This window comes from Thermoanaerobaculia bacterium (assembly GCA_018057705.1).
Lineage (GTDB): Bacteria > Acidobacteriota > Thermoanaerobaculia > Multivoradales > JAGPDF01 > JAGPDF01.
Genome location: JAGPDF010000007.1, coordinates 1 through 19,241, shown reverse-complemented (window position 1 = coordinate 19,241; position 19,241 = coordinate 1). Strand labels below are relative to the sequence as shown.

At 69.2% G+C, this 19,241-nt stretch carries 17 protein-coding genes; 6 read left to right on the top strand and 11 right to left on the bottom strand.

The features are described 5' to 3' along the window. Nucleotides 1-38 precede the first annotated feature (38 nt). The 5 genes from KBI44_03570 to KBI44_03550 are packed head-to-tail and all read right to left on the bottom strand — an operon-like array spanning nucleotide 39 to nucleotide 6,890. A complete protein-coding gene (locus KBI44_03570; GenBank protein MBP9143539.1) occupies nucleotides 39-2,681 on the bottom strand; it encodes a protein kinase in 2,643 nt (880 codons plus the stop codon). After that, complete coding sequence (locus KBI44_03565) at nucleotides 2,674-3,351, bottom strand: hypothetical protein (GenBank protein MBP9143538.1); 678 nt, start codon at nucleotides 3,349-3,351, stop codon at nucleotides 2,674-2,676. Before KBI44_03565 ends, KBI44_03570 begins: the two co-directional genes overlap by 8 nt. Nucleotides 3,352-3,361: 10 nt before the next feature. Further along, entirely contained in the window at nucleotides 3,362-4,333 is a 972-nt protein-coding gene (locus KBI44_03560) for an aspartate kinase (GenBank protein ID MBP9143537.1), read from the bottom strand. Then, on the bottom strand, nucleotides 4,330-5,484 hold the full coding sequence (gene metX / locus KBI44_03555) for a homoserine O-acetyltransferase (GenBank protein MBP9143536.1): 1,155 nt from the start codon (nucleotides 5,482-5,484) through the stop codon (nucleotides 4,330-4,332). The genes KBI44_03560 and metX overlap by 4 nt, the downstream gene beginning before the upstream one ends. Then, a complete protein-coding gene (locus KBI44_03550) occupies nucleotides 5,481-6,890 on the bottom strand; it encodes an O-acetylhomoserine aminocarboxypropyltransferase/cysteine synthase (protein ID MBP9143535.1) in 1,410 nt (469 codons plus the stop codon). Before KBI44_03550 ends, metX begins: the two co-directional genes overlap by 4 nt. Before the next feature lie 478 nt (nucleotides 6,891-7,368). Here KBI44_03550 and KBI44_03545 point away from each other — a divergent pair, with 478 nt between their 5' ends. Both KBI44_03545 and KBI44_03540 read left to right on the top strand, forming a co-directional pair. Beyond that, complete coding sequence (locus KBI44_03545) at nucleotides 7,369-8,670, top strand: hypothetical protein (GenBank protein MBP9143534.1); 1,302 nt, start codon at nucleotides 7,369-7,371, stop codon at nucleotides 8,668-8,670. Between the two features lie 157 nt (nucleotides 8,671-8,827). Further along, complete coding sequence (locus KBI44_03540; protein ID MBP9143533.1) at nucleotides 8,828-9,901, top strand: hypothetical protein; 1,074 nt, start codon at nucleotides 8,828-8,830, stop codon at nucleotides 9,899-9,901. 56 nt (nucleotides 9,902-9,957) lie between these two features. On the opposite strand, the gene KBI44_03535 is transcribed toward KBI44_03540, so the two are convergent. Further along, nucleotides 9,958-10,329, bottom strand: a complete 372-nt coding sequence (locus KBI44_03535) for a 5-carboxymethyl-2-hydroxymuconate Delta-isomerase (protein MBP9143532.1) — start codon at nucleotides 10,327-10,329, stop codon at nucleotides 9,958-9,960. An 87-nt stretch (nucleotides 10,330-10,416) separates the two neighbouring features. Between KBI44_03535 and KBI44_03530 the strand changes: the two genes are divergently transcribed. Beyond that, nucleotides 10,417-11,415, top strand: coding sequence for a hypothetical protein (locus KBI44_03530; protein ID MBP9143531.1), 999 nt, complete (start codon nucleotides 10,417-10,419; stop codon nucleotides 11,413-11,415). A 39-nt stretch (nucleotides 11,416-11,454) separates the two neighbouring features. Here the strand turns inward: KBI44_03530 and KBI44_03525 are convergent, their stop codons facing one another. The 4 genes from KBI44_03525 to KBI44_03510 form a co-directional block, all read right to left on the bottom strand. Beyond that, nucleotides 11,455-11,883 (bottom strand): YciI family protein, encoded by a 429-nt coding sequence (locus KBI44_03525; GenBank protein ID MBP9143530.1) that lies wholly within the window; start codon nucleotides 11,881-11,883, stop codon nucleotides 11,455-11,457. A gap of 169 nt (nucleotides 11,884-12,052) precedes the next feature. Further along, nucleotides 12,053-13,426 carry a hypothetical protein gene (locus KBI44_03520; GenBank protein ID MBP9143529.1) on the bottom strand — a complete coding sequence of 458 codons (1,374 nt, stop codon included), beginning with the start codon at nucleotides 13,424-13,426 and terminating at the stop codon, nucleotides 12,053-12,055. Nucleotides 13,427-13,436: 10 nt separating this feature from the next. Next, the gene (locus tag KBI44_03515) at nucleotides 13,437-13,829 is read right to left on the bottom strand and encodes a DUF2200 domain-containing protein (GenBank protein MBP9143528.1); all 393 of its coding nucleotides are present in this window, start codon (nucleotides 13,827-13,829) and stop codon (nucleotides 13,437-13,439) included. 260 nt (nucleotides 13,830-14,089) lie between these two features. After that, complete coding sequence (locus tag KBI44_03510; protein MBP9143527.1) at nucleotides 14,090-14,791, bottom strand: DNA alkylation repair protein; 702 nt, start codon at nucleotides 14,789-14,791, stop codon at nucleotides 14,090-14,092. A 142-nt stretch (nucleotides 14,792-14,933) separates the two neighbouring features. On the opposite strand from KBI44_03510, the gene KBI44_03505 reads away from it, so the two are divergent. Beyond that, complete coding sequence (locus tag KBI44_03505; protein ID MBP9143526.1) at nucleotides 14,934-16,025, top strand: RNA polymerase subunit sigma-70; 1,092 nt, start codon at nucleotides 14,934-14,936, stop codon at nucleotides 16,023-16,025. A gap of 89 nt (nucleotides 16,026-16,114) precedes the next feature. Then, a complete protein-coding gene (locus tag KBI44_03500; GenBank protein ID MBP9143525.1) occupies nucleotides 16,115-17,644 on the top strand; it encodes a pectate lyase precursor in 1,530 nt (509 codons plus the stop codon). Here the strand turns inward: KBI44_03500 and KBI44_03495 are convergent. Continuing rightward, complete coding sequence (locus tag KBI44_03495) at nucleotides 17,624-17,797, bottom strand: hypothetical protein (protein MBP9143524.1); 174 nt, start codon at nucleotides 17,795-17,797, stop codon at nucleotides 17,624-17,626. The two genes, KBI44_03500 and KBI44_03495, sit on opposite strands and share 21 nt — an antisense overlap. 112 nt (nucleotides 17,798-17,909) lie before the next feature. Here KBI44_03495 and KBI44_03490 point away from each other — a divergent pair. Next, the coding region (locus tag KBI44_03490; protein ID MBP9143523.1) for a hypothetical protein at nucleotides 17,910-19,241 on the top strand (1,332 nt) is incomplete at its 3' end.

Here is a 19,241-nt window from a genome sequence, read left to right as displayed (position 1 = left end):
CGAACTGCGCGCGGCAAGTGCCGGGCGCAAGTGCCCGATCAGGCAGTCAGCTTGTCGAGCTCGACCACGAGCGCGGCGGCGTCGGCGTAGCGCGCCGCCGGATCCTTCTCCAGGCACCGCAGCAGGAGCCGTTCGAGCGCCGGCGGGATCTCCGGCCAGAACTCGTGCGGCGCGGCCGGCGCCTCGCGCATGTGCTTGGAGATGATCTCCATGAGGTTGTCGCCGCCGAACGGCAGGCGGCCGGTGAAGACTTCGAACAGCACCACGCCGCAGGCGTAGACGTCGGCGCGCTGGTCGGGCTCCTTGCCCTCGAGCTGCTCCGGGGCGAGATAGTGCGGCGTCCCGACGATGAAGCCGGCCTGGGTCTGCCCGGGGGTGAGGCGGGTCACCGGGCGCGCCAGGCCGAAGTCCATCAGCTTGGCATTGCCCTGCGAGTCGAGAATGATGTTCTCGGGCTTGATGTCGCGGTGGAGGATCGCCTGCGCGTGCGCCGCCGCGAGACCCGACGTGAGCTGCCGGGCGAGCCGCAGCCCCGCCGAATAGGGCAGCCGGCCCGAGCGCTCCAGCATGGCGCGCAGCGTCAGGCCGCGCACGTACTCCATCGAGATGAACGGGTTGCCGTCGATCTCGCCGAAATCGAAGGTGCGCAGGATGTTCGGATGGGTGATCTTGCGCGCCAGCTTGAGCTCGCTCTTCAGTCGCTCGACCAGGGCGCCGTCGCCGGCCACCTCGCGCTTCAGCATCTTGAGCGCCACCAGATCGTCGAGCTCGCGATCGCGGGCCTTGAAGACGACACCCATGCCGCCGGCGCCGAGCGTCGAGAGAATCTCGAAGCGCGATCCGAGGAGCGTGCCCGGGCCGACCCCGGAGAGGGTGTCGAACGAAGCTCCGCCGGGTCCGGCCGCATCGGCGGCATGGGTGACCGCGGTCACCGCCGCGGCGACCGACCGGCCCGCAATCCGCGTCGCCTCTTCGCCGCCGAGAATGAAGATCGCCTGGGTCGAGAGCAGCCCACGCTGCGGACTGAGCTCGATGCCGGTGCGTGCCAGGCCTTCCGCGACCTCCGCATGAACCGCCGGCGCCATGAGGATGTCGCCCGGATTCGCTTCGCGCAGCAGCCCCTCGACCTGCTGCAACGGCAGGCCGATCACGGTGCGCTCGGCATTGTCGGTGAAGTTCACGGCGCCGGTCACCGCCTCGCCCGCTGTGATGGCGATCGCCGCCGGTTGTGGCTCTTCGAACGCATTCTCGGGGACCGAAACCGCGCCGAGGATCTCGGCGCCCGCGGCCAACGCGCGGTCCGACTGCATGGCGCCGGAGAAGCTCGCGATCGCCCGATGCCCGAAGACCGCCTCGAGGTGGCCACCGTGCGCCTCCACGGCGTTGAGAACCCGCTTGAGATCGCGCGACAGCCGTTGCATGAGCGCCTCGGGGTCGGCGCTTTGCCGCGGGCTGGCGAAACGGCGCAGGTCGACGCCGAGGAGCGTCAGGCGGGAGCGCTCCGCCTTCGACGGTGCCTCGCCGCGCGCCACCGGCTCGGGAAGGCTGCGCGACAGCGCCGAGACGTAGGCCGCCATGTCACGGCGCTCCCGGAGGTCGACGAGCAGGGTGTTGAAGGCGGTCGCGAGGTCCGCGACCTCACCCGGGCCGCCGGTCGGCATCGGCACCTCGTAGTTGCCCGACCGCGCGGCGGTCGCGGCCTCGACCAGCTGGCGCACCGGCCGGAAGACACGGCGCGAGAGCAGATACGAGATGAGCAACGCGGCGGCAATCGTCGCGAACCCGAGCCCCACGAGGATGTTGCGGATCCGGATGTAGCCGACCAGCTCCTTGTCGAGCGAGGCGAGCGCCACCGAGGCGCCCGCCGAGGCGCCGGTCGCGTCCTTGAGCGGCGCGAGGAGCGCCAGCCAACGCCCGCCTTCGAGCGCGATCTCCACCTGGTCCACGGCCTGGCCGCGCTCGGTCACCCGCGACAGCAGGTCGCCGCGGGTGCGCAGCGCCGCGAGCAGCCGGTCCTGCTGCGCCGGCGCCAAAGTCGATGCGACGACGGCGACTCCGGTCGAGGTACCGGTCAGGTAGGCGACTTCGGTGCCGGTGATCCGCTTGACCTCGAGCGCCCGCACGTCGTTGATGGCGAAACCGACCACCAGATAGGCGAAGACGTTCTGACTGAGCGCGAGCGGCACGGCGACCGCCTCGTAGATCTTGTTGCCCTCCTGCCAGACGCCGCTCGCCTCGAAGTCGGCCAGCACCTTGCGGACCAGCGGCCGGGCCGAGAGGTCGACCGGCGGCGCGTCCGGCTGGTCGGTGCGCACCAGGAGCTGCCCCTGGGGATCGACCATGAGGGCGAAGTCGTAGCCGAGGTCCGCCTGGCGCTCGTCGAGCTGGTCGAGCAGCGAGAGCTGGTCGCGCTCGTCGATCGCCCGCAGGAGATAGGCCTTGAGCTCGGGATCCGCGGTCAGGATCTGCGTCAGGAGCGAGAGCTGCTGGTAGCGCTGCTGCTGCGAAACGGACTGCACCGAGTTCCCTGCCAGGATGCGCTCCGTCGCGGTGGCGAGGCCGATGCGGTTGCCGAGGTAGGAGGTGACGATGATCGCCACTCCGAGCGCCAGCACCAGCAAGAGTCCGGTCACCAGAAAGATGCGCGTCCCGAGCGACAGCCCGCGGCGTCGCTCAGCCATAGCCCCCTCCTGAATACGGTTTTCCGAGTTTGTTCTTGTGCGGCGGAATGCGCGGCATGGTGATCTCGATGCCGATCCTGTAGGGCGGCGCAACCGGCAGCGTGAGCTCCCTGGTGGTCGGCGAGCTGCGCTCGTTCCACACCGTCAGCTGGCCGGGCCCGGCCGGAACGTCGGGAATGCGGAAGGTCCCGTCGGCGCCGACGCGCGCCCAGTAGGGCGAGGAGACGACGAAGACGTAACCGAACATCCCATGGTGCACGTTGCAGAAGACGCGCACGATCCCGGTCTCGCGAAAGAGCGCGCTCTTGCCCGCGCCCTTGCCCAGCAACCCCAGGTCGAACGAGTTCCGTCCGGAGATCGAGAAGACGTTGTGAAGAATCGGGTCCTGGTTCGGAAAACGCACCGTCGAACCGACCGGTACGACGAGAATCCGCGGCAGGAAGGCCTTGCGCACCGTCACCATCTCGACCGTCACCGGCTTCGGGGCCGGCACCGCCCGGGCGGGAGTGAAGACCACGACCGTGGCATCGACGGCGAGCGTCTTGTCGGTCGACGGCTTGCCCTTCTCGAGCAGCTCGACGCGGCCCGAGAAATCGGCGGCGGCGCCCGGCCAGACGCCCAGCAAGGCAGCGGCGACGATCGCCGTGAAGGGTCGAGCCTGCGCGCGCATGGGGCTCCGGTCAGCATAGCAGAGCGGATTCACCCCCCGTTCTCCCGAGCCCTCCGATCGTTGTGCCGGACGAGGTGCCAGCCGCATCGGGGCCGATCCAGGTGCCAGCCGCTTCGGGACGGAAGGTGTTGCGGACGACGATCGGGACTTCGGCGGCGCGGGCCGGCGCCACCGCCTTCCAGTGCAGCACCTTGGCTCCATCTCGGGCGAGGCGAAAGGCTTCGTCGTAGGAGAGCCGCGGCAGGAGCTCGGCCGCCGGATCGCGCCGCGGATCGGCGGTCGCGACGCCGTCGACGTCGGTCCAGATCTCGACTCTGGCCGCGCCGATCGCCGCCCCGATCGCCGTCGCCGAGGTGTCGGAGCCACCGCGCCCGAAGAGCCGCACGTCGCCCGCCGCGTCGGCGCCGAAAAACCCGGTCACGACCGGCAGGACATCTCCCAAAGTCGCCAGGCGCGCCGCCAGCTTCGGCCGGCTGGCGCCGACGTCAGGGAAGGCCTCGTCGTACGGACCCCTCGCGACCAGCGCCTCGGTTCCGTCGAGCGGCGCCGCGGCCTCGCCATCCGCCGCCAGCGCCGCCGCGAAGATCGGCGCCGAGAGTCGCTCCCCTGCCGCCATCACCCGGGCGCGGGTGCGCGGGGTCGCCTCGCCCAGGAGCTCCACCGCCCGCAGCAGATCGCGCAGGCGCTCGAGTCCGCGATCGAGCGCATCGGCCGCCGCCACCGCCGGCCGGCCGCGTGCCACCGCCTGAAGCTGCTCGCGATGGCGCGCGCGCAGGGCGCGAAACGGGTCGCGCCAGGAGGGGTCACGCGCCAGCGCCGTCTCGAGCTGACGCGCGATTCCCGAAGTGACGCCGGCGAGCGCCGAGACCACGACGAGCACGCGCGTCTCCGCCGCCGCGCGGCGCACGATCCCGCACGCCGCCTGCAGGGCCTCGGGCGAGCCGACCGAGGTGCCACCGAACTTGAGCACCCGCCAGCTCACCCGGCACCTCCCGCCGCGGCGATCGGCGCCTGGGCGCGCGCCGTCGGCTGCTGCCCCTGACGAGCCGGCGGCAGGCCCCGGGCGGCGTGCTGGCAGCGGCGCCACTCCAACACGATCCGGTTCACCGCCTCCTGCTCGATCAGGAAGGCGTCGTGCCCGTGCGCGCTCGCGAGCTCGACGTATTCGGCCGCCGGCAGGAGCGTCGCGAGCTCCAGCTGCTCCTCCACCGGATAGAGCACGTCGGTCGAGCTCCCCAGCACGAGGACCGGCAGGTCGAGCCCGCGCAGCACGGTATCGGAACTCCCCCGGTCGCGCGCCAGGTCGTGGCTGTCCATCGCTCCGAGAAGAGCGAGATAGCTGTTGGCGTCGAAGCGTTCGACGAGCCTGCGTCCCTGGTGCTCGAGATAACGCGCCACTTCGAAACTGCCGTCGCGGCGGTCGCGACCGAAGCGCTGCTCGAAGCCGGGGCGGCTGCGATAACTCGTCATCGCGATGGCCCGGGCGAGAGCCAGGCCGGAAGTCGGCGGATCGTCTTCCGGATAGTGCCCGCCACGGAACTTCGGATCGAGCGTGAGCGCCCGCCGCGCGAGCTCGGAGAGAGCGATTCCCCAGGGACCGTGTCGTGCCGGCGCCGAGAGCACCGCGAGCGACTCGACCCGTCCCCGATCGAGAACTCCCCACTCGAGCGCCTGCATGCCGCCGAGCGAGCCGCCGACGACGAGCCGCACGCGCGCGACGGCGAGAGCGTCGAGGAGTCTCTGCTGCAGACGCACCTGATCGCGCACCGTGATCGCCGGAAAGTCGCCCGCCCAGCGGGAACCGTCCGGGGATCGCGGACCGGCGCCGGCCCGCGGCGAGAGCGGTCCGGTCGTGCCGTAGCAGCTGCCGAGAAGATTGGCCGCGATGACGAAGTCGACCTCGGGATCGAGCGCCCGGCCGCCGCCGAGGAGCCCCGCCCACCAGCGGTCGACGTCGGCCGAGCCGGTGAGCGCGTGGCAGACGACGACCGCGTTGTCGCGCGCGGCCGAGAGCGTGCCCCAGGTGCGATAGGCGATCTCGACGCCGCGCAGGCGCTCGCCGGAGTCGAGGACGAAGCTCCCCGGGAGACGCAGGAAGCGCGTCTCCGGAGAGATGTGCAGGTGGAAGCTCATGCGGAGACCTCCACCGATTCTGGCGGGGTGGAAGGGGTCGCAGGGACCGGCGCGAGCGCCCGCGCGAACGCCTGCTCGAAGTCGTTCTGAATGTCGCCCAGATGCTCGATGCCGACCGAGACCCGGACGAGCTCCGGCGAGACGCCGGCGCTCGCCTGCTCGGCGGCCGAGAGCTGCTGATGGGTCGTCGAGGCCGGGTGGATGACCAGGGTCTTGGCGTCGCCGACGTTCGCGAGGTGGCTCGCGAGCTTCACCGAGTCGATGAACCTCCTCCCCGCCTCGAGTCCCCCGCGGATGCCGAAAGCGAGCACGCCGCCGAAGCCGTGCGTGAGATAGCGCCGAGCACGTTCGTGGTAGGGGTGCGACGGGAGGCCGGGATAGCTCACCCACTCGACCGCCGGATGGGCCTCGAGCCACTGCGCGAGGCCGAGGGCGTTGTCGACGTGACGCTGCACACGCAGCGAGAGCGTCTCCAGGCCCTGCAGGAAGAGGAACGAGTTGAACGGCGAGAGCGCCGGCCCGAGGTCGCGCAGACCTTCGACGCGGGCGCGGATCGCGAAGGCGATGTTGCCGAACGGACCGCCGGCGCCGAAGACCTCCCAGAAGTTGAGCCCATGGTAGCCGGGTGCCGGCTCCGTGAAGGCCGGAAACCTGCCGTTTCCCCAGTCGAACGTGCCGGCGTCGACGATCACACCGCCGATCGACGTACCGTGGCCGCCGATCCATTTGGTCGCCGACGCGACGACGATGTCGGCGCCGTGGTCGATCGGCCGGAAGAGGTAGCCCGCGGCGCCGAAGGTGTTGTCCACGACGAGCGGGATGCCGGCCTCGCGCGCCACCGCCGCCAGGGCCTCGAAGTCGGGGATGTTGAAGCGCGGGTTGCCGATGGTCTCGACGTAGAGCGCCTTCGTGCGGCCGTCGATGGCGCGCCGGAACGCCTCCGGATCGTCGCCGTCGATGAACTTCGTCTCGATGCCGAGCCGCGGGAGGGCGACCTTCAGCTGGTTGTAGGTGCCGCCGTAGAGAAAGCTCGTGGCGACGATGTTGTCGCCGGCGCCGGCGATCGTCGTGAGCGCCAGGAACTGCGCCGCCTGACCGGAGGCGACGGCCACCGCAGCGGCGCCGCCTTCGAGTGCGGCGATGCGCTTCTCGAAGACGTCGGTGGTCGGATTCATGATCCGGGTGTAGATGTTGCCGAACTCCTGCAGCGCGAAGAGCCGCGCGCCGTGCGCCGAATCGGCGAAGGTGTAGGAGGTCGTCTGGTAGATCGGCACGGCGCGGGCGTTGGTGCCCGGCGCCGGCTCCTGTCCGGCGTGCACCTGCAGGGTGTCGAAATGGTGCGCGGGGTGGGACGGGCCTTTCGGCGAGGTGCTCGTCTTCGGGCTGTTCGTGGTCGCTGCGCTCATCGTGCTCTCCTCGTGCGGTTGGGGTCCCGAACCCTGGAGAGCTGCGACGGTCGACGAAAGTGGCCCAGATACAGAAAGACCCGCTTCGGCTGTGCCGTCGCGGGTCTCGAGGTCGTCGAACCGATGGAACTGCGATGTTACTCGGTGAACGCTCCTTGCCCGCGCGCATGCAGACAACACATGCACATGGGGCAGGCCTTGGTGCCCGTCGGGCGCAGGAAAGCGTTTCGGCCGGGACTCATGGAGCGCGATTTATAGGACAGGCCGGTTCGTCTTGTCAAGAGCTGCCGGTAGAGATCTTCCGGCCGCGCGCCGGATCGGGGATTGAATTTCTCCCGAGGTGTACTAGACTCCCGCGTCAATCAGGGTATCGATTGTCAATCCGAGGGCGAAGATCCCGCAAGGGCTACGTCACTCGTCATCTTCTTCCCGGTCCCGAGTCCTCTCTCCACCCCTTCGCCGACGTACGGAGACTCCGATGCACAATCGAATCGTTCGCAACCTGCCTGTTCGTACCACTCTTGCGCTCTTCGCGGTTTGCACGTTGGCCCTCCTCGGGGTCGAAGCCGCAGCGGCCGGCTCCACCGGGGCGGACGTCACCGTCTACGAACTGCCTGGAACGACCAACTGGGGCGCGTCCGGAGGCATCCGCGGCTATTCGGTAGGCACGACCTCCTGCAACATCGGCGACACGCCGCTCAACTGGTGCGACGTCAATGGCGGTTGCGGCAGCGGGACCACCAGCTCCGATCACCCGGTGATCGGTCAGAACATCTACCGGCTGAAGAACGGACGCTTCGACCAGATCGGCGCCAGCTGGCTGAAGCACGGCTTCATTTCGCTCAACCAGAGCGCCGGCGGCTGCGGCGACGGCAGTTGCGCCGCTCCACCGCTGGGCGGCAATCAGCTGGGCGTCGGTTGCACCGACCCCTACTCGTCGAGCCTCAACGGCGGCCGCCCGATGGGACGGAAGTCCGAAGTCAACCCGACGACCGGAGTCTTCCCCTTCCCAGAGGGCGGCGGCGGCAGCACGGCTACGATCTGGAACCAGCGCGCCGCCGTCGCCGAGGCCGACCTCGACGCTGCGCTCAACCCGGGGGCGCGCTATTTCATCGAGGGTCAGTACATCGCCCCCGACGACGCCCAGTCCGGCAACGGCCTCAACAACGCCTCGTACCGTGAGGTCTCCGTCGAGGCCGTCAGCTTCAACCTGCAGAATGTCGGCAGCACGGTGCGTCAGAAGTCGGCGATCGAAGTCTGGCCGGTGATCGATGCGACGGTGGAACTGCTCAACGTCGACGTCCCGTCGGTGCCGGTCGAGCGCTTCCATGTCGCCCGCAAGGTCACCAACCCTTCGGCCGGTGTCTGGCACTACGAGTATGCCGTCCACAACATGAACTCCGCCCGCGCGGCGGATCGGCTGGCAATCCGCTTCTTCGGGGCCACGACCTTCGAGAACATCGGCTTCCACGATGTCAACGCGCACTCGAACGAGCCCTACGACACGGCTGACTGGGGGAACACCGTCACCGTCGACGAAGTGAGCTGGGATTCGCCCGCGTTCTCTCCGGCGGAGAACGCCAATGCGATCCGCTGGGCCAACATGTACAACTTCTGGTTCGACGCCGACCGGCCGCCGGCCGAGATCGAAACCCATGTCCTGGGGCTCTTCGAGGCCGGCACGCCCGGCGAGGTCGAGTTCCTCACCAACACGAACCTGATCTTCGTGGACGGCTTCGGCACGGGCGACAGCACCGCCTGGAGTCAGACCTTCCCCTGAGACGGGGCGGGGCCGGGAGCCCGGCTCTCCAGTTCGGCGGCGTCGGCATCGCGCCGGCGCCGCCGGCTTTCCCGCTCTCGCCGTGTGGCTCCCCACGGCTCGCATCGGCGCGCTCTGCAGGAAGCTCCGGGCCGGGGCGCCGTGAGAGAATCCTCCGGTGATCGTCGAACGGATCTCCAGTCTTCTTCGCCTGCCCCCGCACGCTTCGTCCGCGGCCGACTTCGAAGGCCTGGCGCTGGACGGCTTCGCCTACCAGTTCGACCGCCTTCCCGCCTATCGCGCGATGTGCGAACGCGCCGGCCGGACGCCGGCGACGGTGGCCTCGTGGCGCGACGTGCCGATGATTCCCGCGACGGCGTTCGCGACCGTCGAGCTCGCCACCGATCCGCCGCAGGAGACGTTTCGCTCGAGCGGCACGCTGGGCGAGACGCGGAGCGTGCACACCCACCCCTTCCCCGAGCTCTACCGCGCCGCGATCGATGCGTCCTTCCCGCGCTTCTGCCTGCCGCGCGGCGATCGGCCCCAGGACCTTCCGGCGATGCTCGCACTCGTGCCGCCGCGCGCTGTCGCGCCCGACTCGAGCTTGGGCTTCATGGTCGACCACCTGCTGCAGCGCTTCGGCGGACCCGGGAGCGATTCGGCCTTCGGTGAGCGCGGCGTCGAGGGGGCGAAGACGCGCTCCTGGTTCGGCGCCCGCCAGCGCGAGGGGCGGCCGGTGCTGATTCTCACGACGTCGTTCGCGCTCGCCGACCTCCTCGACTTCCTCGGCCGTATCGGTCTCAGGTTTCGCCTGCCTTCGGGCTCGGCGGTCTTCGAGACCGGCGGCTTCAAGGGCCGGGCGCGCGAGCTCGCACGCGAAGAGCTCCACCGCCAGCTCGAAGAGCAGCTGTTCATCGCGCCGGAGTCGATCGTCGGCGAGTACGGCATGACCGAGCTCACCAGCCAGTGCTACACCGCCACGCTCACCGGCGGCGACCCGGGAATCTTCGTTCCGCCGCACTGGATGAAGGTCCGCGTCCTCGATCCAGTCACCCTCCGCGAGCTCCCGCCCGGTGCGACCGGTCTCCTCGCCTTCTTCGACCTCGCCAACGTCGGCTCGGCGCTGCACCTGCTCACCGAAGACCTCGGCTCCCTCGCCGGCCCCGGCTTCCGTCTCGCCGGCCGCGCCCCGGAAGCCGACCTGCGGGGCTGCTCGCTCCTCGCCGAGGAGCTCGGCAGCACGACCCGCTGATCCAGCGCGTTCTTCAGGCGGCGGGCGGGCTGGCCGGTGGCGGTCGAGTGGCGCAGTCAGCCCCGGGAGCGGATCTCGCGGCGATAGCTCGGTCGATGGATGTCGCTGATCTGCACCGTGACGCTGGTGGTCAGGCGCTCCACCGTTCGGGGAAAGGCGCGGACGAGCACCTGCAGCGCGGCATCGCAGATCCCCCCCTTCACCTCGTCCGGCCGGCCGGAGAGAATCTGGATCTCCAGCGCCACGAAAGCGCGATCGCCTCGACCCTCCCCCACCCGGAAGTCGTCGTGTCTTACGACCCGGCTCTTGATGTCGTCGAGGACGAAAAGGCCCGTCGCCGCCAGCACCTCGTGAAGGGCCGTCAGAGTCGCTGCCCAATCGGGCTCGTCGAGCGCGTTGCCGGAGTATTCGAGGATGCAATGAGGCATGAAGTCCGTCCTCCCGGGGAGAGTTCCGAGGCCGATTGGGCAGACCAGCAGGTGGCTGCCAGCCGCATGTTACGCTGATCTCTCCGCGTGCAAGCACTCCGGCGACTGACGCAGCGCCTCCTCGACGAGTCGACCCCGGCGGACGGTCTCGTGCAGACCTGTGCCGACCTCTACAACTGGTTTGCAACCACAGTGCGACTGGATGCGACCCGGGGCGAGGCCATTCAACTGCCGACCGGCCTCGCGCTCCCACCGGAGGCCGCAGCGCGGTGCATTCTCGACACGCATCGCACGGTGGCGTTCGTTCGCGGCGTGGCTCTGGCGCTGGACGCTGCGAGGCGACGCTTCCCGCAAGGCGTGCTCGAGGTGCTCTACGCCGGCACGGGGCCGTTCGCCCCCCTCGCGCTGCCGCTGATGACGACGCGACCGCTTGGCGATGTTCTCTTTACCTTCCTCGACGTGCACCAGGTAGCGGTCGACTCCGTGGTCTCACTGACAGAACGCCTCGACCTCGGACCGCGAACCCGGCGAGTCGCGTGCAGCGACGCCTCGAGCTACAGCCATCCGGCGCCGATTCACCTGGTGGTGACGGAGACGCTGCAGCGTTCCCTCGCTGTCGAGCCCTTCGTCGGGATTGTTCGGAACCTCCGACGTCAACTGGCGCCCGGCGGTCTCCTGGTGCCCGAACGCGTGACCGTGGAGGTCGTGCTGATCGACGCGCCCGTCGAGCGGGCGCGCTGGAGTGGCCGGGTATCAGCGCAAGAGCACTGGAGTCTCGGGAAGCTGTTCGAGGTCACCGCACACGGCGAGCTCCCGCCTCTCGACCTGGACGGCTGTTCCGAACCTCTTGCGGTGACCCTTCCCGAGCAGGCGGGGGAGCGCCCACGCTGGGTCGCCCTGACCACGCGAATCGACGTATTTGGCCAGTTGGCGCTGCGCGAATATGACTCCGGACTGACGGTCCCCGAAATCCTCTGGCCACTCTCGCCCGCGCGGAGCGGCGAGGTGATCGAGTTTCACTACGCTCTCGACCGGGCCCCCGGCATTCGTTGGCGGCGGCTCTCGACTCGCTTATACGCACGGTGAGCATGCCTAGCGTATAACTCACTCGTGCCGAGCGACTGGTCAGCTCCGCTTGCCGAGCTTCTCGCGCTGGGCGTTGACCTCTGCGGCGATCTCGGGCCCGAAGTCCTCGGCCTCCCAGAAGGGCCGGATCTCCAGGTCGCTCGGCCCCGGCATCGGGTTCGGGCAGCGCTTCGCCCACTCGACTGCCTCATCCATCGAGCGCACCTGCCAGATCCAGAACCCGGCCACGAGCTCCCGGGTCTCGGCGAAGGGGCCGTCGGTCACCGACCGCTTCGTGCCGCTGAAGTGGATCCGCCTCCCGAACTTGCTCGGTCGAAGCCCGTCTCCGGTGAGCAGGATCCCCGCCTGGATCAACTCCTCGTTGTACTTCCCCATCGCCTCGAACATCGCCGCGGCGCCTTCCGCATCGACAGGGCTGTTCGCTTCCTCGGACTCCTTCGTCGCCTTCACGATCACCATCACTCGCATGGTGCCTCCTGGGTTGGATTCCGGCGGAGCCGCCCACCCAAGGGGGGTGGGGAGCCGCTCGGGCTTCCTACCTTCGACGAACGGGCGGACGAGAATTCGACATCGGGGACGGAAGTCGGGCACCTCGCGTTAGCACCTCGCGTCGCGCCTCGCCGGACCGCGCGGGCTCCTAGGGGGCGCTGGCAGACCAGCGGAGGGTGCCGCCGGTTTCGAAGTCATCGCGGAATAGCCCGTCGTAGCGCTGCGCCTGGATGCTGGATCCGGCCGTGTCGGTGCCGCTCGAGCCGGTGCTGTCCCAGGCGACGACCCAGTTGCCGCGCGGGTCGCTCGAGACGGCGGGCGTCCATTGGCGCTGGGTCGTGTAGGTGTTGACCTGGAACTGATCGTCGAGCGCGGTGCCGTTCGCCGCGTAGCGCCGGGCCTGGATGCTCTGGAGATTCGTGTCGCCGCCCTCGGAGCTGTCGCTCGCCCAGACGATGACGAGGTTTCCGCCGGCGTCGCTCGCGATGGCGGGCGTGAGCTGCTTGTTCGGAGTGTGGCTGTTGACCTGAAACTCTTCGCCGAGCGGGTCGCCGACGGCGTCAAAACGCTGCGCCTGAACACTGAACTCCGACGTATCGGTGCCGCCGGAGCCGGAGCTCGTCCAGACGACCACGAAGTTTCCCAGGCCATCGCTGCTGACGGCGGCCTGGCCCTGCACGCCGGTGGTGTAGGAGTTGACCTGGAAATCCTCAGCGAGTGGCGTGCCGTCCGGGGCGAAGCGCCGCGCCTGGATGCTGTCCCCGCTCGTGTCGTCACCGCCCGATCCATAGCTCGCCCAGGCGATGACGAAGTTCCCGAGCCCGTCGATCGCGACGTCGGGAGCGAGCTGGTCTCCCGCCGTGTAGGAGTTGACCTGGAACGGGTCGCCGAGCGGCGTTCCCGCGGTGGAATAGCGCTGCGCCTGAATGCTGTAACCGGTGGTATCCGTGCCGAACGAACTGGCGCTCTCCCAGACGATGACGAAGCTGCCCTGGGAGTGTCGCGCGACGGCGGCGCTCGCTTGCGTGCCCGAGGTGACGAGGTTGACCTGGAACTGCGGGCCGAGCGTCGCGCCATTCGCGCCGAAGCGCTGCCCGTGCACGCTCCGTCCGTCGGTATCGGTCCCGGTCGAGCTGTTGCTGTCCCAGACGACCACGAAGTTGCCGTCGCTGTCGCTCGCGACGCTCGGATGCTCCTGCGCGAGGGTGGTGTGGAAGTTGATCTGGAACTGTCCGCCCAGGGGACTGCCGTCCGCAGCGAATCGCCGAGCCTGGATGCTGAAGGAGCTCGAATCCCCTCCAGTCGAGCCGTAGCTGTCCCAGACGACGACGAACCTTCCCGAGCCGTCGCTGGCGACTTCGGGAACCGCCTGGTAGCTGGTAGTGAAGAGGTTGACCTGGAACTGCTCGTCAGCGGGCGAGACCTGGGCGGTCGCTGGAGAGAGGCCGCTCAGCAGCCCCAGGGCCCACCGTACGAGGCGAGTCGTAGCGGATCGCCGCCCCCGAGTCGAACCACCTCTCATCTCCTTCCTCTCATGGGGTCGTGACCTCCTTCGTCGCGCTCTCTCCCACGCCGGTCGTCCGCAGGATCTTCTCCATCGCCTTTCCCTTGGCGAGCTCGTCGACCAGCTTGTCCATGTAGCGGATCTTCCGCATCAGGGGATCCTCGATATCCTCCACGCGGATGCCGCAGACGACGCCGCGGATGAGCGAGCTGTTCGGGTGCAAGGCCGGAGCCTCGGCGAAGAAGATCTCGAGGCTTGCGCCGCGCTCGATCTGCTCTTCGAGCTGCTTCTGGCTGTAGCCGGTCAGCCACCGGAGGACCTGATCGAGCTCCTCCTTCGTCCGGTCCTTCTTCTCCGCCTTCTGAACGTAGTGCGGGTAGACGCTGCCGAACCTGATTGCGAAGACCCGGTCCAGCTTCATCGCCTCACCTCGCTCAGTTGTGGGCGGCCCTTCGGTCGCAGACGCCACTTGCAGCGCGACGGGCCCCCGATCTGGCGACGCGATTCTATGCCTGGAGAAAATTCCTCGCAGCTGGAGGAGCCGGACCACCGGCTCGCCGCCCTCGAGGCCCGGGACGTCGCCAGGTGCATGACGCCCCCGGCGGTCATGGCGGCTCGCCTGCTCGCGGCGTTCGTCCAGCCGCGGAGCTCGTCGCTCGCAGTGAGGTTGGCGAACAGACCCTACACCCCCAGCTTCTCTTTGAGCCGGTCGCTGGTCAGATGCTTGACAACGTCGAACGGCTCGCAGTCGCCGCTCGCGGAGCTGAACTCGATCGGGCCCACGGCGCGCGCGACCGCAAGCGCCGCCGCGTTCAACACGGCACTCCGCTTGCCGATCCCCATCAGCGCCGCTCCCATAGCCAGGCGGACACTCTCCGGTTCGGTCGCGATCCGCATCGAGATGCGCTCGACATGGGCGAGGAAGAACGCCTCGGTCGGCGCCTTCTTGCCGGTGAGCTTGGACGCCTCGTAGAGCAGCCCATAGCCGCAATCGCGACGCACGGGGTCTTCGCTCCGAACCCACTGGTCGGCCAGTTCGACGGCGAACGGCGACTTCGCGAGCGTCGCGTCGCACGAAGCGAACACGTGCGCCAGCATGCCGCCGGCCAGCTCTTCGACCTGTTCCTCGGCCTGCTCCCGTGTGATGCGCGCGGGATCGTCGACCAGAAGCGCGATCACCCTGGCGTCGTAGGCGTCGGATCTCCAGAGCGCCTTCGCGAGCTCGCGATCGCGTCCGATCTTCTTGGCCAGCTTGCGCAGCCGGGAGAGCCCGATGCCGTAGCTCTTCATCCCCGCGGTTCTCGAGCCCAGCTTCTCCCAGTGCGTCATGCCCCGTTCGTCTCGTTCGGCGTGGAGCAGCGCGAGGACTTCGGTAACGGTCATCGGAGAGATCTCCTTCCTGTCTGCGACGGAGCCTACCGGGAGTTTCGGCTCCCCGGTGCGGGCGATGAGTTTCGAGGGTTTTCGCGGTATCAGCTCTCGTAGGTAGATCACCGGGCCGTGGGAGGACAGAATGGGAAGCGCAATGAACGAAAAGACGACCCCGAACGAGACGGACGAAACCGCGGCGCTGGGGGGCGCCGTCCGCAGCGGCGACGCCACGGCCTTCACGGCGCTCGTCGAGCGCCGCCGCCGCGAGCTGCTCGTCCATTGCTATCGGATGCTCGGCTCTCTCTCTGACGCCGAGGACGCGGTGCAGGAGACGTTCCTGCGCGCCTGGCGTTATCGGGAGAGCGTCAAGGAGGGCCTGCCGCTCCGCCCCTGGCTCTACCGGATCGCCACGAACGCCTGCCTCGACGCGATCGCACGCGATCCCCGGAGAACCGCGCTGGCGGCCTCCTCCGAAGTCGGAGCTTCTGGCGCCGGCCCGCTTGCCGATATCGCCTGGCTCCAGCCGTTCCCGGACGCACTTCTCGAACCGCTCGATCCGATAGCGCCGCGCGACTCGGAGCCCGAAGCCCTCGCACTCACCCGCGAGACGATCGAGATCGCCTTCCTCACCGTGATCCAACGGCTCCCTCCGTTGCAACGGGCGACGCTGATCCTGCGCGACGTCCTCGGCTGGTCCGCGAAGGAGTCGGCCGATCTGCTCGAGCTCTCCGTCGCCGCCGCGAACAGCGCGCTGCAGCGGGCGCGCGCGACGCTGCGGAAGGAGCTCCCACCGCGCCGGCCGGCGTGGCCGGCCGGTGTCGACGCCGGGGACGGCGAGCGCGAGCTGGTGCGACGCTACGTCGAGGCCGCCGAGCGGCCCGACGTTTCGATGCTCGTCTCGCTGATCCGCGAGGACGCGCTGTTCCGGATGCCGCCGGATCCGGACGTGGGGGTCGTCGCCGGCCGCGACGCGATCCTCCGCATGTTCGTCGACGCCGGATTCGGCACGGAGGCGTTCGGGCGTCTGCGCTGCGTGACGACGCGCGCCAACGGACTGCCGGCGGTGGCGGCCTTCGTCCGGCGCGCCGGCGACCCCGCCTGGAACGCGCTGGCGATGGACGTGCTGCGGATCGAGGAGGGGGCGATCGCAGAGATCCTCACCTTCGGACCCGACCTCTTCGCCGCCTTCGGACTGCCGCCGACGCTCGAGGCCGAAGACGAGTCGGAACAGGTCGCTGCCACCTGACCGGCCCCGCGTGCTCGATTCGCCTGCGGCTTTCGTCTGTGGAGCACTGAATATCGCCTGCGCGAGCGCGTGCTAGCCTCGCGCCGCACATGAAAAAGATCACCTCATCACTCGGAGCCGTCATCGCATCGCTGGCGTTGGGCGTGGCTCCGGTGGCTCCGGTGGCTCCGGCGGCCCCGGCGCACGCGGGCGACCTTCAGGCCTTCCCCGGCGCCCAGGGATTCGGCGCCAAAGCGACCGGCGGTCGCGGTGGCCAGGTGTTGCGGGTCACGAACCTCAACACCTCGGGTTCCGGCAGCCTGCAGTGGGCGCTCGACCAGGCGGGGCCGCGAATCATCGTCTTCCGGGTCTCCGGCCTGATCCAGGGCGACGTCCGCATTCCCCACGGCGACGTCACGATCGCCGGTCAGACGGCGACCGGCGCCGGGATCACGATCCTCGGGCACCTCTACACCGACTTTGGCGACCCGACGAACAACATGATCCTCCGGCACCTGCGCGTCCGACCGCCGGACCCGGGCGGCGACTGGCCTGCGTCGCAGCACGACTCGATCCAGTTCTCGACCGCCCATACCTTCATCCTCGACCACGTCGACGCCTCGCACGGCGCCGACGAGACGATCGACGCCTGGGGCGGCGCCTACGACGTCACGCTGCAGTGGTCGGCGATCACCTATCCGATCTACGACCCGGGCAACGGCTGGACCCACAACTGCGGGATCATCAACCACCGCGCCTGCATCGACGACGCGAGCTGCGGAGCCTCCGACCCTCTCGGCGGCCGGATTTCGATCCACCACAATCTCTTCGCCCACGCCCGCAACCGCACGCCGGCGCTCTCGACCGGTCCGGCGGACGTCGTCAACAACGTGGTCTACAACGGGCGAGAGGGCTTCGTGCACCACAACCTCGTGGGCGCGGCCAGCACCAGCGCGACCGCGATCGGCGATTTCAACCTGATCGGGAACTGGTACATCGACGGGCCCTCGGCGGCGCTCGTCCCGCTCTGGATCGACCCCGAAAACCCGTCGCCGCCGATCCCCACGCGCTACTACTCGTGGGACAACTGGGTGGAGGATCCGGGCGACTTCAACGGCCGCTTCGACAATCCGTTCACCACGCCGGGCTTCGAAGCCGCCTACGGCTTCTACTGCTGCGGCGTCGCCGCCAGCCAGTTCACCTCGCCGGGCCCCTTCGACTTCTCTTCGTTCGCCGGCTACGTGCCGATCGGCGTCGGCTCCGGGAGCCCTTTGGTGAGCGGCCTGCTGGAAAAGGTGGGCAGTTTCCCGCGCGACATCGTCAACCGGTGGGCGGTGGAGGACGTCGCCACCCGCACCGGCGCGTGGGGTAATCGCCGCCCCGCGAACTGGCTCGACGGCCTGACCCCCGGCACGCCGCCGGTCGACAACGACGCCGATGGCATGGCCGACGCCTGGGAGCTCACCCACGGTCTGAACCCGGCGAACGGAGCCGACCACTCGACGGTGATGCCGTCCGGCTGGACGGCGATCGAGGAGTACATCAACGGAGTGGCCGACGCCCTCGTGCCCGACGGCCTGTGGAGCGACGGCTTCGCGTCGGGAACGACCTCCGCCTGGTCATCCGTGCAGAGTCCCTAGTCCTCCTGGTCGGCGCCGGTCCAGCCGCGCGAGGAGCCACCGATCGACCGATCCGCTCCCGCCGCCGCGCCAGGCGATCGCGAGCACCATGCCGAGCACCAGGACGTGGAGCTCGAACCCTTCGCCGCGCCCTGCCTCGGCGTACCAGTTCATGAAGTATCCCGACTTTCCGGTGACCAGAGCGATGGCGCCTTCCCGGCCGGCGTCGCCTCCCGCGTGTCCCCCCGTTCCGGATTCTGACGGTTGTCAGGGGAGAGGAGTCTTCATGCGCCGCTTTTCGCCCCTTCTGCTGACTTTCTCGCTCGTTGCAGCGATGTTCCTGCCGCCCCTGCCGGCGGCCGCCGCCGAGGGCGATCTCGATGCCGGCTTCGGCGACGGGGGCTCGACCTTCTGGGAGATCTTCCACGACTTCTTCGTGTGGGACGTGGTTACCTCCGCCGTCGTGCCGGCCGATCGCGAGCTCTTTCTCGTTGCGACGAGGACATTGCTTCAGGATGACCTGGCCGTGCGCGCCTTCGACACCGAGGGCCAGGTCATCGACGAGCTGAGTTGCGAGCTGACGACCGCTTCGATCTTCCCGTTCGGCGTCACCTCGCGCGGCCTCGCGGCGGGACTCTCCGACGACGGTCAGCTCCTCGTCGCGGGCGCCGTCACCCTTCAGGGTTCGGAAGACGTCGAGCGGGCCTTCATCGCGCGCTTCGACCGCGAGGCGGGGGGGTGCGCGCTGGACAGCGATTTCGCCTCGTCCGGCTTCGCCTTCTTCGACGACTTCTCCTTCTGCGACACCGAGTCCTGTTCGGTTCTCGGCCTGGCGCAGATCCGCCGGCCGACCCTCGCCGTGACGGCCACCCGGATCATCCTGCTCGTGCGCTCCGAAGTGAGCGGCCCCAAGGGGCGCCTCTTTCTCGTCGGCCTCACGGCGACGGGCGCCGTCGACAACGGCTTCGACGGCAACGGCGTGCTCGAAATCCTCGCCACCGGCACCGACGGCTTCTACGGCGAAGCCCATCTCGAGCTCGACGCCCGCGGCCGGATCTATGTGCTGGCGACGCCGTTCAAGGAGGGTGGCGTCACCGACACCGACCTCTTCCTCTTCCGCTATCTGCCTGGCGGCGGCTTTGACGACGACTTCTCCGGCGACGGCGTGCTGCCGCTCGTCGAGGCGAATTCGACCGATTCGACCGCCGACGACTTAAGGCTGGCGAGCGACGGCACCGTGCTGGTCTCCGGCGGGACGATTGGCGGCACCGTCTCTTTCGTGCGCGCCGTCTCGACCACCGGCGCGGCCGGCGCGACGCTCGTCGAATCGCTCCGGCCGGCGCAAGTCGCGCCGCAGGGCAACGGGCTGATGGTCACGAACGCGGACCTCCTGAACGAGGCCGGAGACGGCATGCGCTCGCGCCGGCGCGAGTTCGGGACGACGGGGACCTTTCCCCTCGATCCCACCTGGGGGAGCGCCGGCACCGCCGTCCACGACTTCGACTACGAACCGGGCGAGACCGAAGCGGACCGGCCCCGGCATCTGGAGCTCTGGGGCGGCCGGCCGGTGATCGTCGGCGACGCAAGCGGCGCGCCGAACACGGTCACCTTCGCCATG

Bases quoted from the DNA above. Each gene is read 5' to 3' on its own strand.
- KBI44_03570 (MBP9143539.1), bottom strand. From the start codon at position 2,681: ATGGCTGAGCGACGCCGCGGGCTGTCGCTCGGGACGCGCATCTTTCTG.
- KBI44_03565 (MBP9143538.1), bottom strand. From the start codon at position 3,351: ATGCGCGCGCAGGCTCGACCCTTCACGGCGATCGTCGCCGCTGCCTTG.
- metX (MBP9143536.1), bottom strand. From the start codon at position 5,484: ATGAGCTTCCACCTGCACATCTCTCCGGAGACGCGCTTCCTGCGTCTC.
- KBI44_03550 (MBP9143535.1), bottom strand. From the start codon at position 6,890: ATGAGCGCAGCGACCACGAACAGCCCGAAGACGAGCACCTCGCCGAAA.
- KBI44_03545 (MBP9143534.1), top strand. From the start codon at position 7,369: ATGCACAATCGAATCGTTCGCAACCTGCCTGTTCGTACCACTCTTGCG.
- KBI44_03535 (MBP9143532.1), bottom strand. From the start codon at position 10,329: ATGCCTCATTGCATCCTCGAATACTCCGGCAACGCGCTCGACGAGCCC.
- KBI44_03525 (MBP9143530.1), bottom strand. From the start codon at position 11,883: ATGCGAGTGATGGTGATCGTGAAGGCGACGAAGGAGTCCGAGGAAGCG.
- KBI44_03520 (MBP9143529.1), bottom strand. From the start codon at position 13,426: ATGAGAGGTGGTTCGACTCGGGGGCGGCGATCCGCTACGACTCGCCTC.
- KBI44_03515 (MBP9143528.1), bottom strand. From the start codon at position 13,829: ATGAAGCTGGACCGGGTCTTCGCAATCAGGTTCGGCAGCGTCTACCCG.
- KBI44_03510 (MBP9143527.1), bottom strand. From the start codon at position 14,791: ATGACCGTTACCGAAGTCCTCGCGCTGCTCCACGCCGAACGAGACGAA.
- KBI44_03505 (MBP9143526.1), top strand. From the start codon at position 14,934: ATGAACGAAAAGACGACCCCGAACGAGACGGACGAAACCGCGGCGCTG.
- KBI44_03500 (MBP9143525.1), top strand. From the start codon at position 16,115: ATGAAAAAGATCACCTCATCACTCGGAGCCGTCATCGCATCGCTGGCG.
- KBI44_03495 (MBP9143524.1), bottom strand. From the start codon at position 17,797: ATGAACTGGTACGCCGAGGCAGGGCGCGGCGAAGGGTTCGAGCTCCAC.